The 15,206-nt window shown below is 63.1% G+C and carries 14 protein-coding genes; 5 read left to right on the forward strand and 9 right to left on the reverse strand.

What is annotated here, in order from left to right:
• Positions 1-135 precede the first annotated feature (135 nt).
• Positions 136-1,971 carry a glutaminase A gene (glsA, locus tag ACO06J_RS08900; RefSeq protein WP_421760344.1) on the reverse strand — a complete coding sequence of 612 codons (1,836 nt, stop codon included), beginning with the start codon at positions 1,969-1,971 and terminating at the stop codon, positions 136-138.
• A gap of 191 nt (positions 1,972-2,162) precedes the next feature.
• Between glsA and ACO06J_RS08905 the strand changes: the two genes are divergently transcribed.
• A complete protein-coding gene (locus tag ACO06J_RS08905; RefSeq protein WP_421760345.1) occupies positions 2,163-2,981 on the forward strand; it encodes a FecR family protein in 819 nt (272 codons plus the stop codon).
• 35 nt (positions 2,982-3,016) lie between these two features.
• Here ACO06J_RS08905 and ACO06J_RS08910 read toward each other — a convergent pair whose 3' ends face one another.
• The 4 genes from ACO06J_RS08910 to ndk all read right to left on the reverse strand — a co-directional run bounded on the left by ACO06J_RS08910 (position 3,017) and on the right by ndk (position 6,334).
• The gene (locus ACO06J_RS08910) at positions 3,017-3,202 is read right to left on the reverse strand and encodes a tautomerase family protein (RefSeq protein WP_421760346.1); all 186 of its coding nucleotides are present in this window, start codon (positions 3,200-3,202) and stop codon (positions 3,017-3,019) included.
• Between the two features lie 9 nt (positions 3,203-3,211).
• Complete coding sequence (locus tag ACO06J_RS08915; protein WP_421760347.1) at positions 3,212-3,469, reverse strand: tautomerase family protein; 258 nt, start codon at positions 3,467-3,469, stop codon at positions 3,212-3,214.
• A gap of 49 nt (positions 3,470-3,518) precedes the next feature.
• Entirely contained in the window at positions 3,519-5,666 is a 2,148-nt protein-coding gene (locus ACO06J_RS08920; protein WP_421760348.1) for a DEAD/DEAH box helicase, read from the reverse strand.
• Positions 5,667-5,911: 245 nt separating this feature from the next.
• Positions 5,912-6,334, reverse strand: coding sequence for a nucleoside-diphosphate kinase (ndk, locus tag ACO06J_RS08925; RefSeq protein WP_421760349.1), 423 nt, complete (start codon positions 6,332-6,334; stop codon positions 5,912-5,914).
• 153 nt (positions 6,335-6,487) lie between these two features.
• Between ndk and ACO06J_RS08930 the strand changes: the two genes are divergently transcribed.
• Positions 6,488-6,955, forward strand: coding sequence for a GNAT family N-acetyltransferase (locus tag ACO06J_RS08930; protein WP_421760350.1), 468 nt, complete (start codon positions 6,488-6,490; stop codon positions 6,953-6,955).
• Positions 6,956-6,989: 34 nt separating this feature from the next.
• Here the strand turns inward: ACO06J_RS08930 and ACO06J_RS08935 are convergent, their stop codons facing one another.
• Positions 6,990-8,672: an EAL domain-containing protein gene (locus ACO06J_RS08935; RefSeq protein ID WP_421760351.1), complete on the reverse strand. Its 1,683-nt coding sequence runs from the start codon at positions 8,670-8,672 to the stop codon at positions 6,990-6,992.
• Positions 8,673-8,988: 316 nt separating this feature from the next.
• Between ACO06J_RS08935 and ACO06J_RS08940 the strand changes: the two genes are divergently transcribed.
• From ACO06J_RS08940 to ACO06J_RS08950, 3 genes are all read left to right on the forward strand, one after another.
• Positions 8,989-10,878 carry an ATP-binding cassette domain-containing protein gene (locus tag ACO06J_RS08940; protein ID WP_421760352.1) on the forward strand — a complete coding sequence of 630 codons (1,890 nt, stop codon included), beginning with the start codon at positions 8,989-8,991 and terminating at the stop codon, positions 10,876-10,878.
• Positions 10,875-11,303 carry a cupin domain-containing protein gene (locus ACO06J_RS08945; RefSeq protein ID WP_421760353.1) on the forward strand — a complete coding sequence of 143 codons (429 nt, stop codon included), beginning with the start codon at positions 10,875-10,877 and terminating at the stop codon, positions 11,301-11,303. The genes ACO06J_RS08940 and ACO06J_RS08945 overlap by 4 nt, the downstream gene beginning before the upstream one ends.
• A gap of 77 nt (positions 11,304-11,380) precedes the next feature.
• On the forward strand, positions 11,381-12,226 hold the full coding sequence (locus ACO06J_RS08950; protein ID WP_421760354.1) for a DUF4344 domain-containing metallopeptidase: 846 nt from the start codon (positions 11,381-11,383) through the stop codon (positions 12,224-12,226).
• Between the two features lie 31 nt (positions 12,227-12,257).
• On the opposite strand, the gene ACO06J_RS08955 is transcribed toward ACO06J_RS08950, so the two are convergent.
• The 3 genes from ACO06J_RS08955 to ACO06J_RS08965 form a co-directional block, all read right to left on the reverse strand.
• The gene (locus ACO06J_RS08955) at positions 12,258-12,992 is read right to left on the reverse strand and encodes a methyltransferase family protein (protein ID WP_421760355.1); all 735 of its coding nucleotides are present in this window, start codon (positions 12,990-12,992) and stop codon (positions 12,258-12,260) included.
• Between the two features lie 108 nt (positions 12,993-13,100).
• Positions 13,101-13,547 carry a DNA polymerase III subunit chi gene (locus tag ACO06J_RS08960; RefSeq protein WP_421760356.1) on the reverse strand — a complete coding sequence of 149 codons (447 nt, stop codon included), beginning with the start codon at positions 13,545-13,547 and terminating at the stop codon, positions 13,101-13,103.
• Complete coding sequence (locus ACO06J_RS08965; RefSeq protein WP_421760357.1) at positions 13,544-15,055, reverse strand: leucyl aminopeptidase; 1,512 nt, start codon at positions 15,053-15,055, stop codon at positions 13,544-13,546. Before ACO06J_RS08965 ends, ACO06J_RS08960 begins: the two co-directional genes overlap by 4 nt.
• Positions 15,056-15,206: the final 151 nt, after the last annotated feature.

The following is a 15,206-nucleotide window of genomic DNA, read 5'->3' on the forward strand; positions in this document are numbered from 1 at the left end:
GGAGCGGGGCAGAGCAATAGCCCCCGAAGCCGCCACGGCTCCGCTCCCGACTCTAGTGCTCCAGTGTGTAGCCGAAGGACCCCCACCCTTGATCCCTCCCCTCAAGGGGGAGGGAGACGACTGCGCGTCCGCGGCTCAGCGCGCCAGGGCACGGATTTCGGAGTTGGCGCGGCGGAGGCGGTCGGAGAGGCTGGAGCCGACGGCATGGAGCAGCGCGGTATAGGTGGCGCTGTGCTTTTCTTTCAGCTCTTCCACGGCGCCACGATGCAGCACCAGAGCTTCGCCAGACGTAGCGGCGATGATGTCGGCGGTGCGGGGCGCGGTGCCGAACAGGGCCAACTCGCCAAACATTGTACCTGAATCAATGGTGCTGACACGATAGCTCGGGCCATTGCCGATGCGGACCGCGACATCGACGCGCCCTTCGGTCAGGAAGAACAGTTCATCGGCGCGGCTGTTCTGCGCGATGAGAGTTTCGCCGGCAACAAAGCTGCGGGTTTCGAGGTGGCTGGCGAGGGTTTGTAGGGCCCCCTGATCGAGGCCCGCCAGCAGGTCGAACTCCTCAAGCGGTACCTTTGCGTCGGTGACCACCGCCTCGGCGCGTTCCAGCAGCCGATCCTCAAAATACTCCATGGCGGCGTCGATATTGGAAAAGTGCATGTGCTGCTGGAAGGCGGCCGGGATATCCTGTGAGACGCTGACAATGGCGAAGACCTTGCCGGCGGCCTGAAGGTTGGTGCGGGCAGTGTTGAGCAGATCGAGCGCGACGGCATCCATGCGAAGCACGCGGGTGATATCGAGAAGGAAATAGTAGGCGCTGGAGGTGTCTTCTATCATGCGCCGGGTGACGCGCTCGGCCTCGATGAAGCCGAGTTCGGATTGCAGTTCGTAGACCGAGATCAGGTGGCCGAAGCGATCGATGACGCGGGCCTGCTCCTTGCGTCGGACGCGCTTGGAATGCACCTCGTCGCCGCGATACATGCGGCGGAACGGCTGGAGGCCACTGCCGCGGTCTTCGAACAGGTGGAGGCCGAAGCCGCCGGAGATATCTTCGCAAACCTTGACGCCGCGCAGGCTGTTGCCGACCGCATCAAGGCGTGGGGAGAAGACGCCGATGCCGAGTTGGCCGGGGAGCACGGCGGTGATGCCGCCCCCTACCCCGCTCTTGGCGGGCAGGCCAACATCGAACTGCCAGCCGCCGGCATAGTCGTACATGCCGCAGGTGTTCATCACCGAAAGTACCGAGCGGACATTCGCCGGACTCATGGCGCGCTCGCGGGTCAAGGGATTGAGGCCACCATTGGCGAGCGTTGCGCCGATCATGGCGAGATCGCGCGTGGTCACGAGGAGCGAGCACTGGCGGAAGTAGAGATCAAGATGTTCATCGACGTTGCCATCGATCATCCCCGAATTGAGTTCCAGATAAGCGATGGCGCGGTTGCGGTGGCCGGTGGCGCTCTCGGAACGGTACACGGCGTCATCGATATCGAGCACGCGGCCGGTGAAGCGGCGGAACATATCGATGATGCGATCCATGCGCTCGGCGTGGTCCTTGCCGCGCACAAGGGCACTGGCCGCGATCGCACCGGCATTGACCATTGGGTTGAACGGGCGGTTGTTGCGTTCATCGAACGTGATGGAGTTGAACGCGTCGCCTGAGGGTTCGACACCAATCTTCTTGAGCACTGCCTCCTGCCCGTGATCCTCGAGGGCAAGGCCATAGATGACGGCTTTCGAGATCGACTGGATGGTGAAGCGCGTGCTGGTGTCGCCGACCTCATAGATGAAGCCGTCGGTGGTGGCGAAGGCGATGCCGAACTGGTCCGGGTTAACGGCGGCCAGTTCCGGGATGTAGCTCGCGAGGGCGCCGTCGGTGTTTGGCAGATGCCGCTGATAGAGGGCTTCCAGGTATTGCCAGACCGGCAATTCCTGCGACACGGTGGGCGCGGGCGGCGTAGGCGCAAGCTGCATATCGTTGACTCTAGTGTGCCTGAGATTTATGCAGATTATGCGCTGCTCTATTCTTTGGGCAAGTGCATGGTTTGGACGCCGTCATATTAGCTTGATCGTATTGCGATGGGATTGGCTCGTGGGCCAACCTGTCGATCTGTTTGGACGCATGGAACGGTCGGCTTGGATGAGCCTGCCAGGGCGAGGGAAAAATGAAGCTATTTGCGGGTACGGGTCGCTTATACACAGCTGTGGCAGTTTGCGCGGTGCTGGCCGCCGTGGGGGGCACCACCGGTGCCCTCGCAGCGGGTGGCAAGGCGCTGGGGGTAAATCCGGCGGCCAATGTCCAGACAAAGACCGATACCAAGGTGCTGACGGTCGGATCCGACCTGTTCATCGGCGACAGAGTGATCACGGCTGAGTACGGTCAGGTGCAGATCAAGTTCGATGACGGCACCGAACTGGTGGTGGGGCCGAACTCGTCGATGCTGCTCGAGGACTACCTGCTGCGTAGCGACGGATCAGCCGGAAAGCTGGCCATCAACGCGCTGGCGGGGACATTCCGGTTCGTTACGGGCTCGGCGCCGAAGGACAAGTATCTGATCAAGACGCCGACTGGCACGATCGGGGTGCGTGGAACGGCGTTCGATTTCAACGTGACATCCGAGGGCACCAAGGTGCTGCTGTACCACGGCGGCGTCATCATGTGTAACCTCGACAACACCTGCATCAAGCTCGATGGCACGTGCGAGGTTGGTACGTTCGATCTGACAGATGCGGAAGTCATCGGGCCGACCTCGAACGTCACCGGACAGGACCGCCGCGACCTTCAGGACCAGTTCAAGTACGCGCAGTCGCAATCGCCGCTGCTGAATGAGTTCTGGATCGAGAAGGCGCGACAGTGCCTGAACAAGCCGTTTGTCGGTGGGACGCCGGAGGGGCCAGGGGTAACCAACAGTGCCCCTGTCGGCGATGAGCCTAACCATGACTGCTATGATTACGATGGTGAGACGTACTGCGGGGGATTTTGATCAGCCGATGGTTTGTAGACCGAGCCTGAGCGCCACTAGCGTTCACTGAACGGGATTCCACCGCGCGATTTGCTGTCGCGCGGTGATTCGACGATCTGGACCACGACGTTTTCGGCCGGCACGGCGAAGTTTTTGACCACGGCAGCGGTGATGTCGGCCATCAGCGCTTTCTTGGTTTCGGCGCTGCGGCCTTCGACGGCGTAGACGATGATCTCGGGCATGGGCCTGCCCTATTTTTTGGGTTTGGACTTCGGCTTGGCGCCCGATGCGGCAGCCTTGGCCCGCTCTTCGGCTTCGGCCTTCCGGATATCACTCACCAGGATGCCTTTGTGGCCCCAGTTGTCGGAATCCACTTCGTCGATGACGACGAAAGTATATTCCGGGTTCTTGTTCAACACTTTCACCAGTACATCGGTGATGCCTTTGACCACGGCGAGCTTTTGCTCGCGCGTGGCGCCGTCGGTAATTTCAACTCTTACGTATGGCATTGGTTTTCCTCCTCTAAGGCCATGAGGATGGAATACTGATGAACGTGCGTCAACTCAGCGGATCGTAGGATGCCTTGGGTTTTTTGCGTGGCTTGATCCCCGCATCTGCAGGCGGATCGATCTTGGCGCGGTTCTTGTATTTGGGCTTGCCCTTATCCTTTGGATTGCCGGCCGGCTTTTCGAATTTCTTCTTGGGCTTGAAGCCTTCGGCCGGAGCGGCCCGCGGCGGACGCGGGGCATCGTTCACCGGCGGAGTGATGTCGCGGGCGGGGCGGGTATCCAGCTTTTCGCCGCGATCAGAGCGGACCTTGTAACGCGGACCATCGTCGCGGGCGGGCCTGGCCGCTGCATCCTCGCGCGGCTGGTACTCTTTACGCGGCGCATCCTGCTGGGGCGCAGCCTCACGTGGCTTCCACTCCTTGCGTGGCGCCTCGTCCCGGGCGGCATACGGCTTGCGGGGGGATTCGTCGCGCGGCTTGTACTCTTTGCGTGGGGCATCTTCGCGGGCCTTGTAGGGCTTGCGATCCTGGCGGGGCGGAGCGCCGTCGGCGCTGCGGATGGAGATGCCGTTTTCGATGTTGCCGCCGTTCCGCGCGATGGCAGCGGCGAAGGCGTCGGCCTTGTCGGCGGAGATCTCGAAGCGGGTTTCCTCGTCGAGGATCTTGATCGAGCCGATGTCGCGCTTGGTGAGATCACCGGCCTTGCAGATCATCGGCAGCAGCCACTTGGGGTCAGCGCGACGGTTACGGCCGATATTCATGGAGAACCAGGCGCCGTCCTGCATGGGCGGTGCGCGTTCGCCAAAGCCGGCGGCGCTGGCGCCTTCCTGGGCCTCAATGAAGCGCTTGTCGCGGCGCTGTGATTTTTCGGTGAAGGCGCCAATCTGCTGGTCGGACACTTCCTCCGGCGCCGGGCGGGCGGCGAGTTCGCGGCGGAGATAGGCGGCGGCGAGCTGCTCCGGGGTGAGACGGGCGAGAAGCTCGGCAACGAAGGGCGCTTCGGCTTCGGAGGGGGCCGACATGGCGGTGGCGGTGGCGAGGATCTGTTCGCGGTTATGCGCCTCGATCTCGGCCATGGTCGGGGCGCCACGGGTGGACGCTTCGAGGTTGGCGGACCGCAGCACGCGGGCGGCGACGGAGCGGCGGTGCAGCGGAACGATTAGCGCGCAGATGCCCTTGCGCCCGGCGCGGCCGGTGCGGCCCGAGCGATGCAGCAGCGTATCGGGATTGCTCGGCACGTCGGCATGAATGACGAGATCGAGATTGGGCAGGTCGATGCCGCGGGCCGCCACGTCGGTGGCGACGCAGACGCGGGCGCGGCCATCGCGCATGGCCTGCAGCGCATTGGTACGCTCGGCCTGGGTGAGTTCGCCCGAAAGCGCCACGACGGCGAAGCCGCGATTGGCGAGGCGGGCAGTCAGATGCTTTACGGATTCGCGGGTGTGACAGAAGACGATGGTGTTGGAGCCATCGTGGAGCAGCAGCATATTGATGATGGCATGCTCGCGCTCGTCGTTGCGGACGGCGACGATCTGGTACTCGATATCGGCATGCCGCTCGCTGGCGGCGGTGGCAGTGACGCGGACGGCGTCGCGCTGGAAGGTCTTGGCGAGTTCAGCGATGGCGCGCGGCACGGTGGCCGAGAACATCAGGGTGCGACGATCATCGGGAGCGGCGTCGAGGATGAACTCGAGATCTTCGCGGAAGCCGAGATCGAGCATCTCATCGGCTTCGTCGAGGACGACGGCGCGGATCGACTGAAGGTTCAGCGCCCGCTTAGTGATGTGGTCGCGAAGACGACCGGGGGTGCCGACGACGATATGGGCCCCCTTCCCCAGTGCAACGCGCTCGGCGCGGATATCCATGCCGCCGACGCAGGAGATGATCGTGGCGCCGGTGGCCGCGTAGAGCCACTCGAGTTCGCGCTGCACCTGCATGGCCAGTTCGCGGGTTGGGGCGATGACGAGGCCTAGCGGCGCCGAGGGACGGCCGAAATCGGCTTCATCACCCAAGAGCGTCGAGGCGATGGCCATGCCGAAGGCGACGGTCTTGCCTGAGCCGGTCTGGGCGGAGACCAGCAGATCCGATTCCTCGATCCCTTCGGCCAGCATGGAGGTCTGCACGGGGGTGAGCGTCGCGTAACCGCGCGCAAACAGGGCCTCGGCAAGGGCGGGATGAATGGTCTCGGGAAGGCTCATGGTGCTCTTTCAGGTGGGCGGTGTTTCGTCCCTGTGCCAAATGGCAAAGGGTGCCCGACGGGCGCGTGAGGCGCAGACGCTCCTCACTTCGTTTGGATCACGCATCGGAAAGCGACGCGGACCCCGGTTCGGCCTTCGGCCACATTCTCGAGGACGGCGAGAAGGGCATATCAGGCCTTATATCACAAAAGCGAAAGGGCCGCCCGGAGGCGGCCCTCACAGCTCGGTGTTGGAGACCTGTCAGGTCAGCCGACGATCTCGGTGTCGGAGAAGAAGTAGTGGATCTCCTGCGCAGCCGTCTCAGGCGCGTCGGAACCGTGGACCGAGTTCTCGCCGATCGACAGGGCGAACAGCTTGCGGATGGTGCCCTCGGCAGCGTTTGCCGGGTTGGTGGCGCCCATCACTTCACGGTACTTAAGGATGGCGTTTTCGCCTTCGAGCACCTGGACGACGACCGGAGCGGCGCTCATCTGCTCGGTGAGTTCACCGAAGAAGGGGCGCGCGGCGTGAACGGCGTAAAAGCCCTCGGCCTGCTTCTTGGACATGTGGATGCGCTTGGAGGCGACAACGCGCAGACCAGCTTCCTCGATGGTGGCAACGATCTTGCCGGTGAGGTTGCGGCGCGTCGCGTCGGGCTTGATGATCGAGAAGGTGCGTTCGATGGCCATTTGATGGTCCTTGATCGATTTGAAGGCTTAAGGAGGAGGCGCCTTGTACCCAAGCGCCGTGACGGACGCAAGACGGGCGTTTGGCGCGGGACTGAACGAGGTGAACGACCGTTGTTGGACAGCGGCGGGACAAAGGTCTATCCACCGCCCATAATGCAGACATCCGAAAACCATGCTGTGACGATCCGCGCCGCGGTGCCTGCCGACCAGATCGCATTGCTTGAGGTGATGCGGCGGGCTTCGTTGGCCAATCCTGGGGACCGGGAGGCGTTGCTGGCTAACCCCGATGCGTTCGAGTTGCCGGTGGAGCAACTGGATGCGGCGACGGCGTGTGTTGCGGTGCGCGACGGCTTGCCGGTGGGATTTGCGGTGGTACTGCGGCGTGAGGACGGCGACGCGGAGCTCGACGGGCTCTTTGTTGAGCCGGCGTTGTGGCGGATCGGGGCCGGCCGGATGCTAGTGGAGCGCGCGAGGGAATTGGCGCTGGACCTGGGCGCAGGAGCGCTGCACGTGATCGCCAATCCGCATGCCGATGGGTTCTATCGCTCGGTGGGGTTTGAACCGTCCGGGACGTTTCAGACGCGGTTTGGGGTTGGCACGGTGATGCGGCTGGGGCTGTGAACTTGTCCGAATGCTGCGCTGCCCGACAAGGTGGCTAGTGTGCCGATCCGTGGCTTGAAACGGTCGGCTCGTTGGCCTGAGCTTCGGCTGCCCTTTCTGCCATCACCTTGACGAATTCGCCCACAGCGACGGGCTTGCCGAATAACCAGCCCTGGCCGAAACGCACTCCGAGTTCCCGCAAGGTGACGCGCTGCTCGGTGTGTTCGATGCCTTCGGCAATGACTGTGAGACGGCGTTTGCTCGCGATGGCGATGATGTGCTCGATGATGCCGCCCCCAAGGTTGCCGCGTGTGGCGTCGGCCACAAAGACCCGGTCAATCTTCAGGTAGTCGAGGGTTAGCCGGTCGATATAGGCGAGGTTAGAAAAACCGATACCAAAATCATCAATGCCGATGGCAAATCCCAACCCGCGCAACTGGCGGATGCTTTCGAGCTCAGTCTCCAGCTTGACCTCGACACGCTCGGTTACCTCGAGGTGAAAAGCTCCCGGAGACAGGCCGCGATCGTGGCAGGCGCGCGCCATTTCGGCCGGGAACTCCTCTGCAGCCAAATCGGAAGAGGAAATGTTGATGCTGAGGAAAAAGTCCGGCAGCTTGGAGAAATGGGCGGCGAAATCTGCGGTGCACCGATCGACCACAAAGCGCGTCAGAGGGCGGATGACGCCGTATTGCTCTGCGATTGGTATGAACACATCGGGCGAGACCCACTCGCCGGTGGGCCGGCGCCAGCGCGCCAGAACCTCTGCCCCAACCCATCGGCCGGTCTCCAGATCGACAATCGGCTGATAGACGACATCTACCTCACCGCGCTTGAGGCCCTCGCGCAGCAGAACCGGCAGCGAGGCCCGAGCCACGTCCAGCCGGCGACCGACCACGAGGCTGAGAATGCTTCCGAGCAGTCCCAGGGGACCGAAAATGAGGCTCATCGAGATGAAGACGTCCTCGAGACCGGCCTGTGACACCGCAGCATAGGCGAAGTGGTCCCATTTCGTTGAACGCTTCCAGGCGATGAAATAGCCCTCAGCAGAGATAATGCCTTGGAAGGTGGCGCCGTCGAGCGGCGCCACGCGCCAATCGATTGCCACCAAACCACGCGAGATGATGGTTTGCCGGCTGGCATAGGCGACAATTCCCTCGGGGACAGAGTCCTCAGCTAGATCGAGCGAGAACAGCAGCGAAGGGTGAACAAGCGCGGTGTAGCCATCGGCATCGCTGATCAACAGCAACGGGGTGCGACGTGCCTCGGCCAGCGTGCGCGCGCGACGAAACGCGGTACCGGTGGCGCTGACATAGTCGGGCGGCCCGACGAAAGTGGGTACCGTTCCCAGAGACGAGCATTGCAAGGCGTTGCGAGCGGTGTAGCCGACGCCCTGTAAAAGGCTCGAACCAAGGTCAACGCTCCGCATGAAATCGACAGCCGCCGCGGAGCAGGCAATCGACGGCGCATAAACGTGCATGGCCCTGAACGCCGACGAAATCTGCTCCGTGATCTGTCCTGCGCGATCAAGCGCGGCTCCAGCCATGAGTTCGGCGCGCTGCTCCATTTCGCGATAGCTGAGGAAATAGGCAAGCCCCAGGCTGAGCGCTAGCGGGACGACAAAGAGCAGCAAATTGACAAGCAGCCGACGGGCGAGCGAACGCCACGAGGCGACCGCCTCCAGACCGGACCGCGGTCGCGCTGCCACGCCAGGTGCGGGCATCTCGTTGGCCATACGCATGCACCCTCGCAGCATTTTGGCAGCAGCGTCGCCCGGACTGGTTCCGACCGCCCTGCCCGCAATGAACTGACTCCAGAATGGTACGATAATACTGCTTAAGTTCAGATTGAAAATATCGGCGTGTCTTTAGTGCCTCCAAGGGACTTGTTGTGATGCAGTCGCCGACGTCTGCGGAGGAAGCCGACCGAGCCGGGGCGATACCTCAGGTTCTACTTCACCTTACCCTTGTCGTATCGCACCCTGCCGGACATGCATCGCTGCCGATCCCATGGCGCGTTGGACATTGCGGCTCTGAGTCGCTATTTGGCGACGCACCATGTTGACCATTACTGACCTCACCTACCGCATTCAGGGACGGGCCCTGTTCGAGAACGCTTCGGTTGTGCTGCCTACGGGGAGCAAGACCGGGTTTGTCGGCAAGAATGGGACGGGCAAGACGACGCTGTTCCAGCTGATCCTCAAGCAGATTTCGCCCGAGGGCGGATCGATCGAGGTGGTGAAGAAGGCGCGAATAGGCGCCGTGGCTCAGGAAGCGCCGGCGGGCAGCATTTCGGTGCTTGACGTGGTGCTGTCTGCCGACAAGGAGCGTACGGCGCTGCTCGCTGAGGCTGAGACGGCGCATGATCCGCACCGGATCGGGGATATCCATACGCGGCTCGCTGAGATCGATGCGCATACTGCAGAGGCGCGAGCAGCGACGATCCTCAAGGGACTGGGGTTCGAGAAGGACCGGCAGATGGCGCCGACTTCGGAGCTATCGGGCGGCTGGCGGATGCGCGTGGCGCTGGCAGGCGTGCTATTTTCGCAGCCGGACCTGCTGCTGCTCGACGAGCCGACAAACTATCTCGACCTCGAAGGCACGCTGTGGCTCGAAAAGTACCTCGCGACCTACCCCTACACGGTGTTCATGATCAGCCATGATCGTGACCTCCTCAACAAATCTGTCAACTCGATCGTCCATCTCGAGCACAAGAAGCTGACGTTCTACAAAGGCAATTACGACACGTTTGAAGAAACGCGCCGGATGCAGATGGAGCTCAACAACAAGAGCCGCGAGAAGACGATCGACCAGATCGCGCACCTGCAGAAGTTCGTTGACCGGTTCAAGGCCAAGGCATCCAAGGCCAAGCAGGCGCAGGCGCGCGTCAAGATGATCGCCAAGCTCAAGCCGCCGGCGGCGATGTTCGATGAGAGTTCGGCGCCGTTCACCTTCCCCAACCCCAAGAAGGAGCCGGCGTCGCCGATGCTGACCTTTGATGGGGTGTCGGTGGGCTATGGCGACAAGGTGATCCTCAGGCATATCACCAACCGCATCGACCCCGACGACCGGATTGCGCTGATTGGCGTCAATGGTAACGGCAAGTCCACGTTTGCCAAGCTGCTGGCGGGCGACCTGAAGCCAATGGGCGGCGAGATGCGCAAGGGCAAGGGGCTCGATATTGCGTATTTCGCACAGCATCAGCTCGACAAGCTGAAGCCGGAATGGACGCCGTTCGAGCACATAGTCGAGCTGATGCCTTACGACAGCGAGGCCAAGCGGCGCTCGCGGGTGGCGCAGATGGGGCTGACGACATCGCGCATGGAGACCAAGGTGAAGAACCTTTCCGGCGGCGAGCGGGCCCGGCTGCTGCTCGGGCTGATCACCTTCGGCGGGCCGTCGATGCTGATCCTCGACGAGCCGACCAACCATCTCGACATCGACAGCCGCGATGCGCTGGTGGCGGCGCTCAACGACTATCAGGGCGCAGTGCTGATCATCAGTCACGACCGCCATCTGATCGATGCGACGGTGGACAAGCTCTGGATCGCGCAGAACGGCACGATCGAAGAGTTTGACGAGGACCTTGATACCTACCAGCGGCTTCTCACCCAGAACAGCAATGGCAAGGGCAAGAAGGACAAGGGCGGCCCTGCCCCGGTCGAGGACCGCAAGCTGGTACGGCAGGACGCGGCGGCCAAGCGCGCCGAGGTGGCCCCCTTGCGTAAATCCATCAAGGATGCCGAGCAGAAAATTGCGCGGCTGAAGACCGAACTGGCGCGGGTCGATGCGATCCTCGCCGACCCCAAGATCTACGACGGTGCGCCAGAGCGGGTGATCCTGCTGGGGAAAGACAAGGCGCGCTTTGAGGGCGACATTGCCAAGATCGAGGAAAGCTGGCTGGAAATGAGTGCCGCACTCGAAGAGGCTGAAAAGGCACAAGCATGAGTTCGCTGACCGCTGCCGAAATCATCAAGCTGCTCGGGCTTGAGCCGCATATCGAGGGTGGCTTTTATAAGCAGACCTTCGCCGACGGGCCGGGCTTGGGCGGACGGCCGCACTCGACGATGATCTACTACATGCTCACCAATGCGCAGCAGAACAGCTGGCACCGGGTGGATTCGTCCGAGGGCTGGCACTGGTATGCCGGGGCGCCGATGCTGGTGCGCTATTCGCGTGACGGCAAGACGGTGACCGAGACGATACTTGGGCCGGATCTGGAAGCGGGCCAGCGGCCGCAACTGATGGTGCCCGGCAATGCCTGGCAGCGCTCGAAATGCCTAGGCGAATGGTCGCTGGTCGGGTGCACGGTGGCGCCGGGGTTCCAATTTTCGAAGTTCGAGCAGGCGGCACCGGGTTGGGAACCGAGCTGAGCGCCCTCCCCCGCCCCTCAGCGGATTGACAGCGGCGCGGCTTTGCCTTCCGGCTTCGGCGAAATGGGGGCATCGCAATGCGGGTGTGGGCGATACTGGCGGTGGTGGCAGGCCTCGGGCTTGCACAGGCGGCCGGGGCGTCACCTGCCCCCGTGCCGACCGCAGGGCCTCTCCCCGAACCCTCGCCTGAAAAGCGGGCGGAAGCAGAGCAGTTTGCCGTCAACAATACTCTGAGCGCGCTCTACCACGAGTTCGGACACCTGTTCATCGACCAGTTCCAGCTGCCGATCCTTGGCCATGAGGAGGACGCGGCTGACGCGATCTCGACGCTGCTGCTCCTGAAACAGAACAACGACCAGGCGGCCGAAGTGTCCTACGACACGGTGGACGGATACTTCATGTCGTCAGACCTCTATGGCGAGGCCGATGCGGGCAATGTCGACTTCGCGGACGAGCACGCGCTCGATGTGCAGCGCGCCTATGAGATGGCGTGCCTGCTCGTAGGCGGGAACCCGGCTGAGTTCGAGGGGCTGGCCGACGATGTCGGACTCGGGGCCGAGCGGATCGAGTCCTGCGGCGAGGAATATGCCACGGCGCAGCGCGGCTGGGACGCGATGATGGCCGCGCATCTCCGCAGTGGTGGCCCGGAGGGCGCTGCGATCAACGTGATCTATGAGCCGGCCGGCGCGATCTTTGGCGAGGTGGCAGCGCTGCTGAAGGGACGTGCGGTGCTTGAGCAGGTGGCCGACACTGTGCGCCGCCAGTTTGTCCTCAAGTCGCCGGTAACACTCAGGGCCAAGCTTTGCGACGAGGAAAACGCGTTCTACAACGGCGAGGTCGGCGAAATCACGTTCTGCTACGAGTATGCCCGGTTCTACTACGACCTGATCTTCGATCCGGCGCGGCTAGGGCTGGAGGAGTGAGGTCAGGCCGTTGGGGCCTGACCGGTGCCTGCTAAATTGCGGCTTCAGGTTTACGGCCGAAGGACAGGCGCGGGATGATCCGCGGGACGCGCTGGGCGTAGGCGGTATATTCGGGGAAGACCTGCGTGAGGATGCGTTCCTCGTTGATCATGCGGCGCCAGAGCAGCAGCACGACGGCAGCGGCAATCAGCAGGGCCCAGACCGAGAAGTTGATGAGGGTAACGCCCGTCACCAGCACGATTTCACAGAAGTAGAGCGGGTGCCGGACGATGCCATAGGGGCCTTCGGTGACCAGTTTGCGGGCGCTGGCCATGATCGAGTAGGACCGGCCAAGCCACGACAGGCTGTAAGCCGAGGAGCCGAGGCCGACAATCATGATGCCGACGGCGACAAGGGACCAGAACTCGCCGATTTCACCTGATGGCATGAGCGGGATCAGCAGCAGCAGGTAGGTGCCGAGCAAGGCGGTGATGCGAGGCTCAAGCCCGGTGGCGATGCCCTTGGCCGGACGGCGGGCCAAAGTGAACCCGACGGCGATCAGGCTGAAGATCAGCAACAGAATGGTTTTCGAGAACTCGGCGATGACCATCGAACCGGACTCGCCATCGACGAGGATCGCCACGAGGTGTGTGCCCTGGATCTGGACCACGTAGAACAGCCAGAGCAGCATCAGCGTGCGGCCGGCGATTTCTTCGAAGGCCTCCCAGAAAGAGGGCTTCAGGGATGGGCCCTGGGGGAGAACTTCGTCAATCGTCGCGATACTCATACTCAACCTCGCTCAAACGCGCGTTGAGTTAGTCCCTGCCAGCCTTATGCAAGGGTTAAAATCCGGAAATATTTCGAGCTATGGCGCAAGATGTGATCGAATTTCCGGTTATCCGCGCTTGGTCCAGCGACCCTCCGAGTCCTGCTGCCAATAGGTGAGCTCGTTGCCGGGGCCGAGGGCGCGCCATGCAGCGCGGGCTTCGGTGACCGCATCCGGGTCGTGCCCGGAGAACAGGAAGACGATGCGCTGGTAGCCGTCGCCCGCTTGCGGGACCGCCCGATCGACGAAAAAACGCACGTTTGCACTGTTAGGATTGTGCGGCCGGCTGGTGATCAGCACAGGCTGCAATTCGTCCGCGTCGCCCTCTGCCCGCGCGTGGGGCAGGAAGCTATCGTCACGGTAGGTCCAGAGCAGGAGATCGAGCACTTCGGCGCGCTCCTCCGACCCGGTTTCCACCACCACTTTCCAGCCGCGCTCGAGGCTTTTTTCAACGAGCACGGGGAGCACCCGCTCAAGCGGATGGTTTTCGAGGTGGTAGAACAGGATCTCCGTCATTTTGCCTTGGCCGGTGCAGGTTCGTAATTGTCGCGGACGAGACGGTCGAGCAGCGCGACGCCGAAACCCGAGGTCCAGGAGGTGTTGGTTTCAGTCGTCGGCGAGCCGAGCGCGGTGCCGGCGATATCGAGGTGGGCCCAGGGTACGTCGTTGACGAAGCGGAGCAGGAACTGGGCGGCGGTGATGGAGCCTGCGGGACGGCCGGCGCTGTTCTTGATATCGGCGAAGCGGCTCTCGATCAGCTTGTCGTAGGCGGGACCCATCGGCATGCGCCAGAGTTTTTCACCGGTGGCGAGGCCAGCAGCGAGGAGGTTGGCTGAGAGTTCGTCGTTGTTGGAGAACAGCCCCGCGTGATCGTTGCCAAGTGCGACGCCGATGGCGCCAGTAAGGGTGGCGAGGTTGATCATGAAGCGGGGCTTGAAGCGCTGCTGCGTGTACCAGAGGGCGTCGGAGAGGACGAGGCGGCCCTCTGCGTCGGTGTTGATGATTTCGATAGTGGTGCCGGACATGGCCTTGACGATATCGCCCGGCCGCATGGCGGTGCTGGAGGGCATGTTTTCGACGAGCCCGATGACGCCGATGGCATTGACCGGCGCCTTGCGGGCAGCCAGCGCGTGCATAAGGCCGGTGACGGCAGCGGCGCCACCCATATCGCCCTTCATATCTTCCATGCCGGCAGCGCCCTTGATCGAGATGCCGCCGGTATCGAAGACGACACCCTTGCCGACAAAGGCGAGCGGGGCATCGCCTTTCTTGCCGCCGTTCCAGCTCATGATGACGAGGCGCGGCGGGCGGGCAGAGCCTTGCGAGACGACGAGCAGCGCGTTCATACCGAGGGCCTGCATGGCGGGCTCGTCAAGTTCTTCGACGGTGACACCGAGCGATGTCAGCTGCTGGGCGGCGGCGGCGAATTCGAGGGTGCCGAGCACGTTGGCAGGCTCGTTGATCAGGTCGCGGGCGAGCAGTGTGCCGGAGACGGTGGCGCCACGATTGGCGATGGCGGCGTCGGTGGCTGCCGGGTCGGCGACGTGGAGAGTGATGGCCAGCACGGCAGCCTCGCCGGGTTCGTCTTTCTTGGCGCGGTACTTGTCGAAACGGTAGTGGCGGAGGCGCAGGCCGGCGGCGAGTTCGGCGATGCGGTCGGGGGTGGCGCCGGCCTCTTCGAGGAGGACGGCGACCTGATCGGCCTTGAGCGCCATGAGCTTGCCAGCAAGGGACCCGCCGCGATCGGTCCAGGCAGAGGGACTCGCGGAGGCATCGGGCTTGCCGGCGCCAAGGACGAGGAGGCGTGCAGCATCGAGTCCGGTGGGAGCAAGCAGATCGAGCATCTGGCCCTGCTTGCCCTTGAAACCGGCGGCTCGAGTGACGCGGGCCCAGTCGAGGCCAGTGGCGGCCCAGATCGTGGCAGCGCCACCAGTGGGGGCGGCGCCCTCCGCCACATAGATGACGAGCGTGCCTGTGCTGGCGGGAATGCCCGCCGAGGTTTTGATCTCAATGGTCTGCGGCATATGGGGGCGAACCTTAGCTGGCGCTCGAGCGATTGGCGCGGGATTTGGGTTGGGTCAGTGAGACACCGGCTTGATATGCCGCGTCAATCCCGCAACACCGACGCACCGAACTGGTGTGCGGAAGATGTTGCACCCGGCTTTTCCTTGCCAA

The sequence above is a fragment of the Devosia sp. genome (assembly GCF_965229025.1).
Taxonomy (GTDB): domain Bacteria; phylum Pseudomonadota; class Alphaproteobacteria; order Rhizobiales; family Devosiaceae; genus Devosia_A.

Coding starts and splice junctions, on each gene's coding strand:
- ndk (WP_421760349.1), bottom strand. CDS start 6,334: ATGGCCATCGAACGCACCTTCTCGATCATCAAGCCCGACGCGACGCGC.
- ACO06J_RS08930 (WP_421760350.1), top strand. CDS start 6,488: ATGCAGACATCCGAAAACCATGCTGTGACGATCCGCGCCGCGGTGCCT.
- ACO06J_RS08940 (WP_421760352.1), top strand. CDS start 8,989: ATGTTGACCATTACTGACCTCACCTACCGCATTCAGGGACGGGCCCTG.
- glsA (WP_421760344.1), bottom strand. CDS start 1,971: ATGCAGCTTGCGCCTACGCCGCCCGCGCCCACCGTGTCGCAGGAATTG.
- ACO06J_RS08905 (WP_421760345.1), top strand. CDS start 2,163: ATGAAGCTATTTGCGGGTACGGGTCGCTTATACACAGCTGTGGCAGTT.
- ACO06J_RS08965 (WP_421760357.1), bottom strand. CDS start 15,055: ATGCCGCAGACCATTGAGATCAAAACCTCGGCGGGCATTCCCGCCAGC.
- ACO06J_RS08945 (WP_421760353.1), top strand. CDS start 10,875: ATGAGTTCGCTGACCGCTGCCGAAATCATCAAGCTGCTCGGGCTTGAG.
- ACO06J_RS08910 (WP_421760346.1), bottom strand. CDS start 3,202: ATGCCCGAGATCATCGTCTACGCCGTCGAAGGCCGCAGCGCCGAAACC.
- ACO06J_RS08915 (WP_421760347.1), bottom strand. CDS start 3,469: ATGCCATACGTAAGAGTTGAAATTACCGACGGCGCCACGCGCGAGCAA.
- ACO06J_RS08960 (WP_421760356.1), bottom strand. CDS start 13,547: ATGACGGAGATCCTGTTCTACCACCTCGAAAACCATCCGCTTGAGCGG.
- ACO06J_RS08935 (WP_421760351.1), bottom strand. CDS start 8,672: ATGCGTATGGCCAACGAGATGCCCGCACCTGGCGTGGCAGCGCGACCG.
- ACO06J_RS08950 (WP_421760354.1), top strand. CDS start 11,381: ATGCGGGTGTGGGCGATACTGGCGGTGGTGGCAGGCCTCGGGCTTGCA.
- ACO06J_RS08920 (WP_421760348.1), bottom strand. CDS start 5,666: ATGAGCCTTCCCGAGACCATTCATCCCGCCCTTGCCGAGGCCCTGTTT.
- ACO06J_RS08955 (WP_421760355.1), bottom strand. CDS start 12,992: ATGAGTATCGCGACGATTGACGAAGTTCTCCCCCAGGGCCCATCCCTG.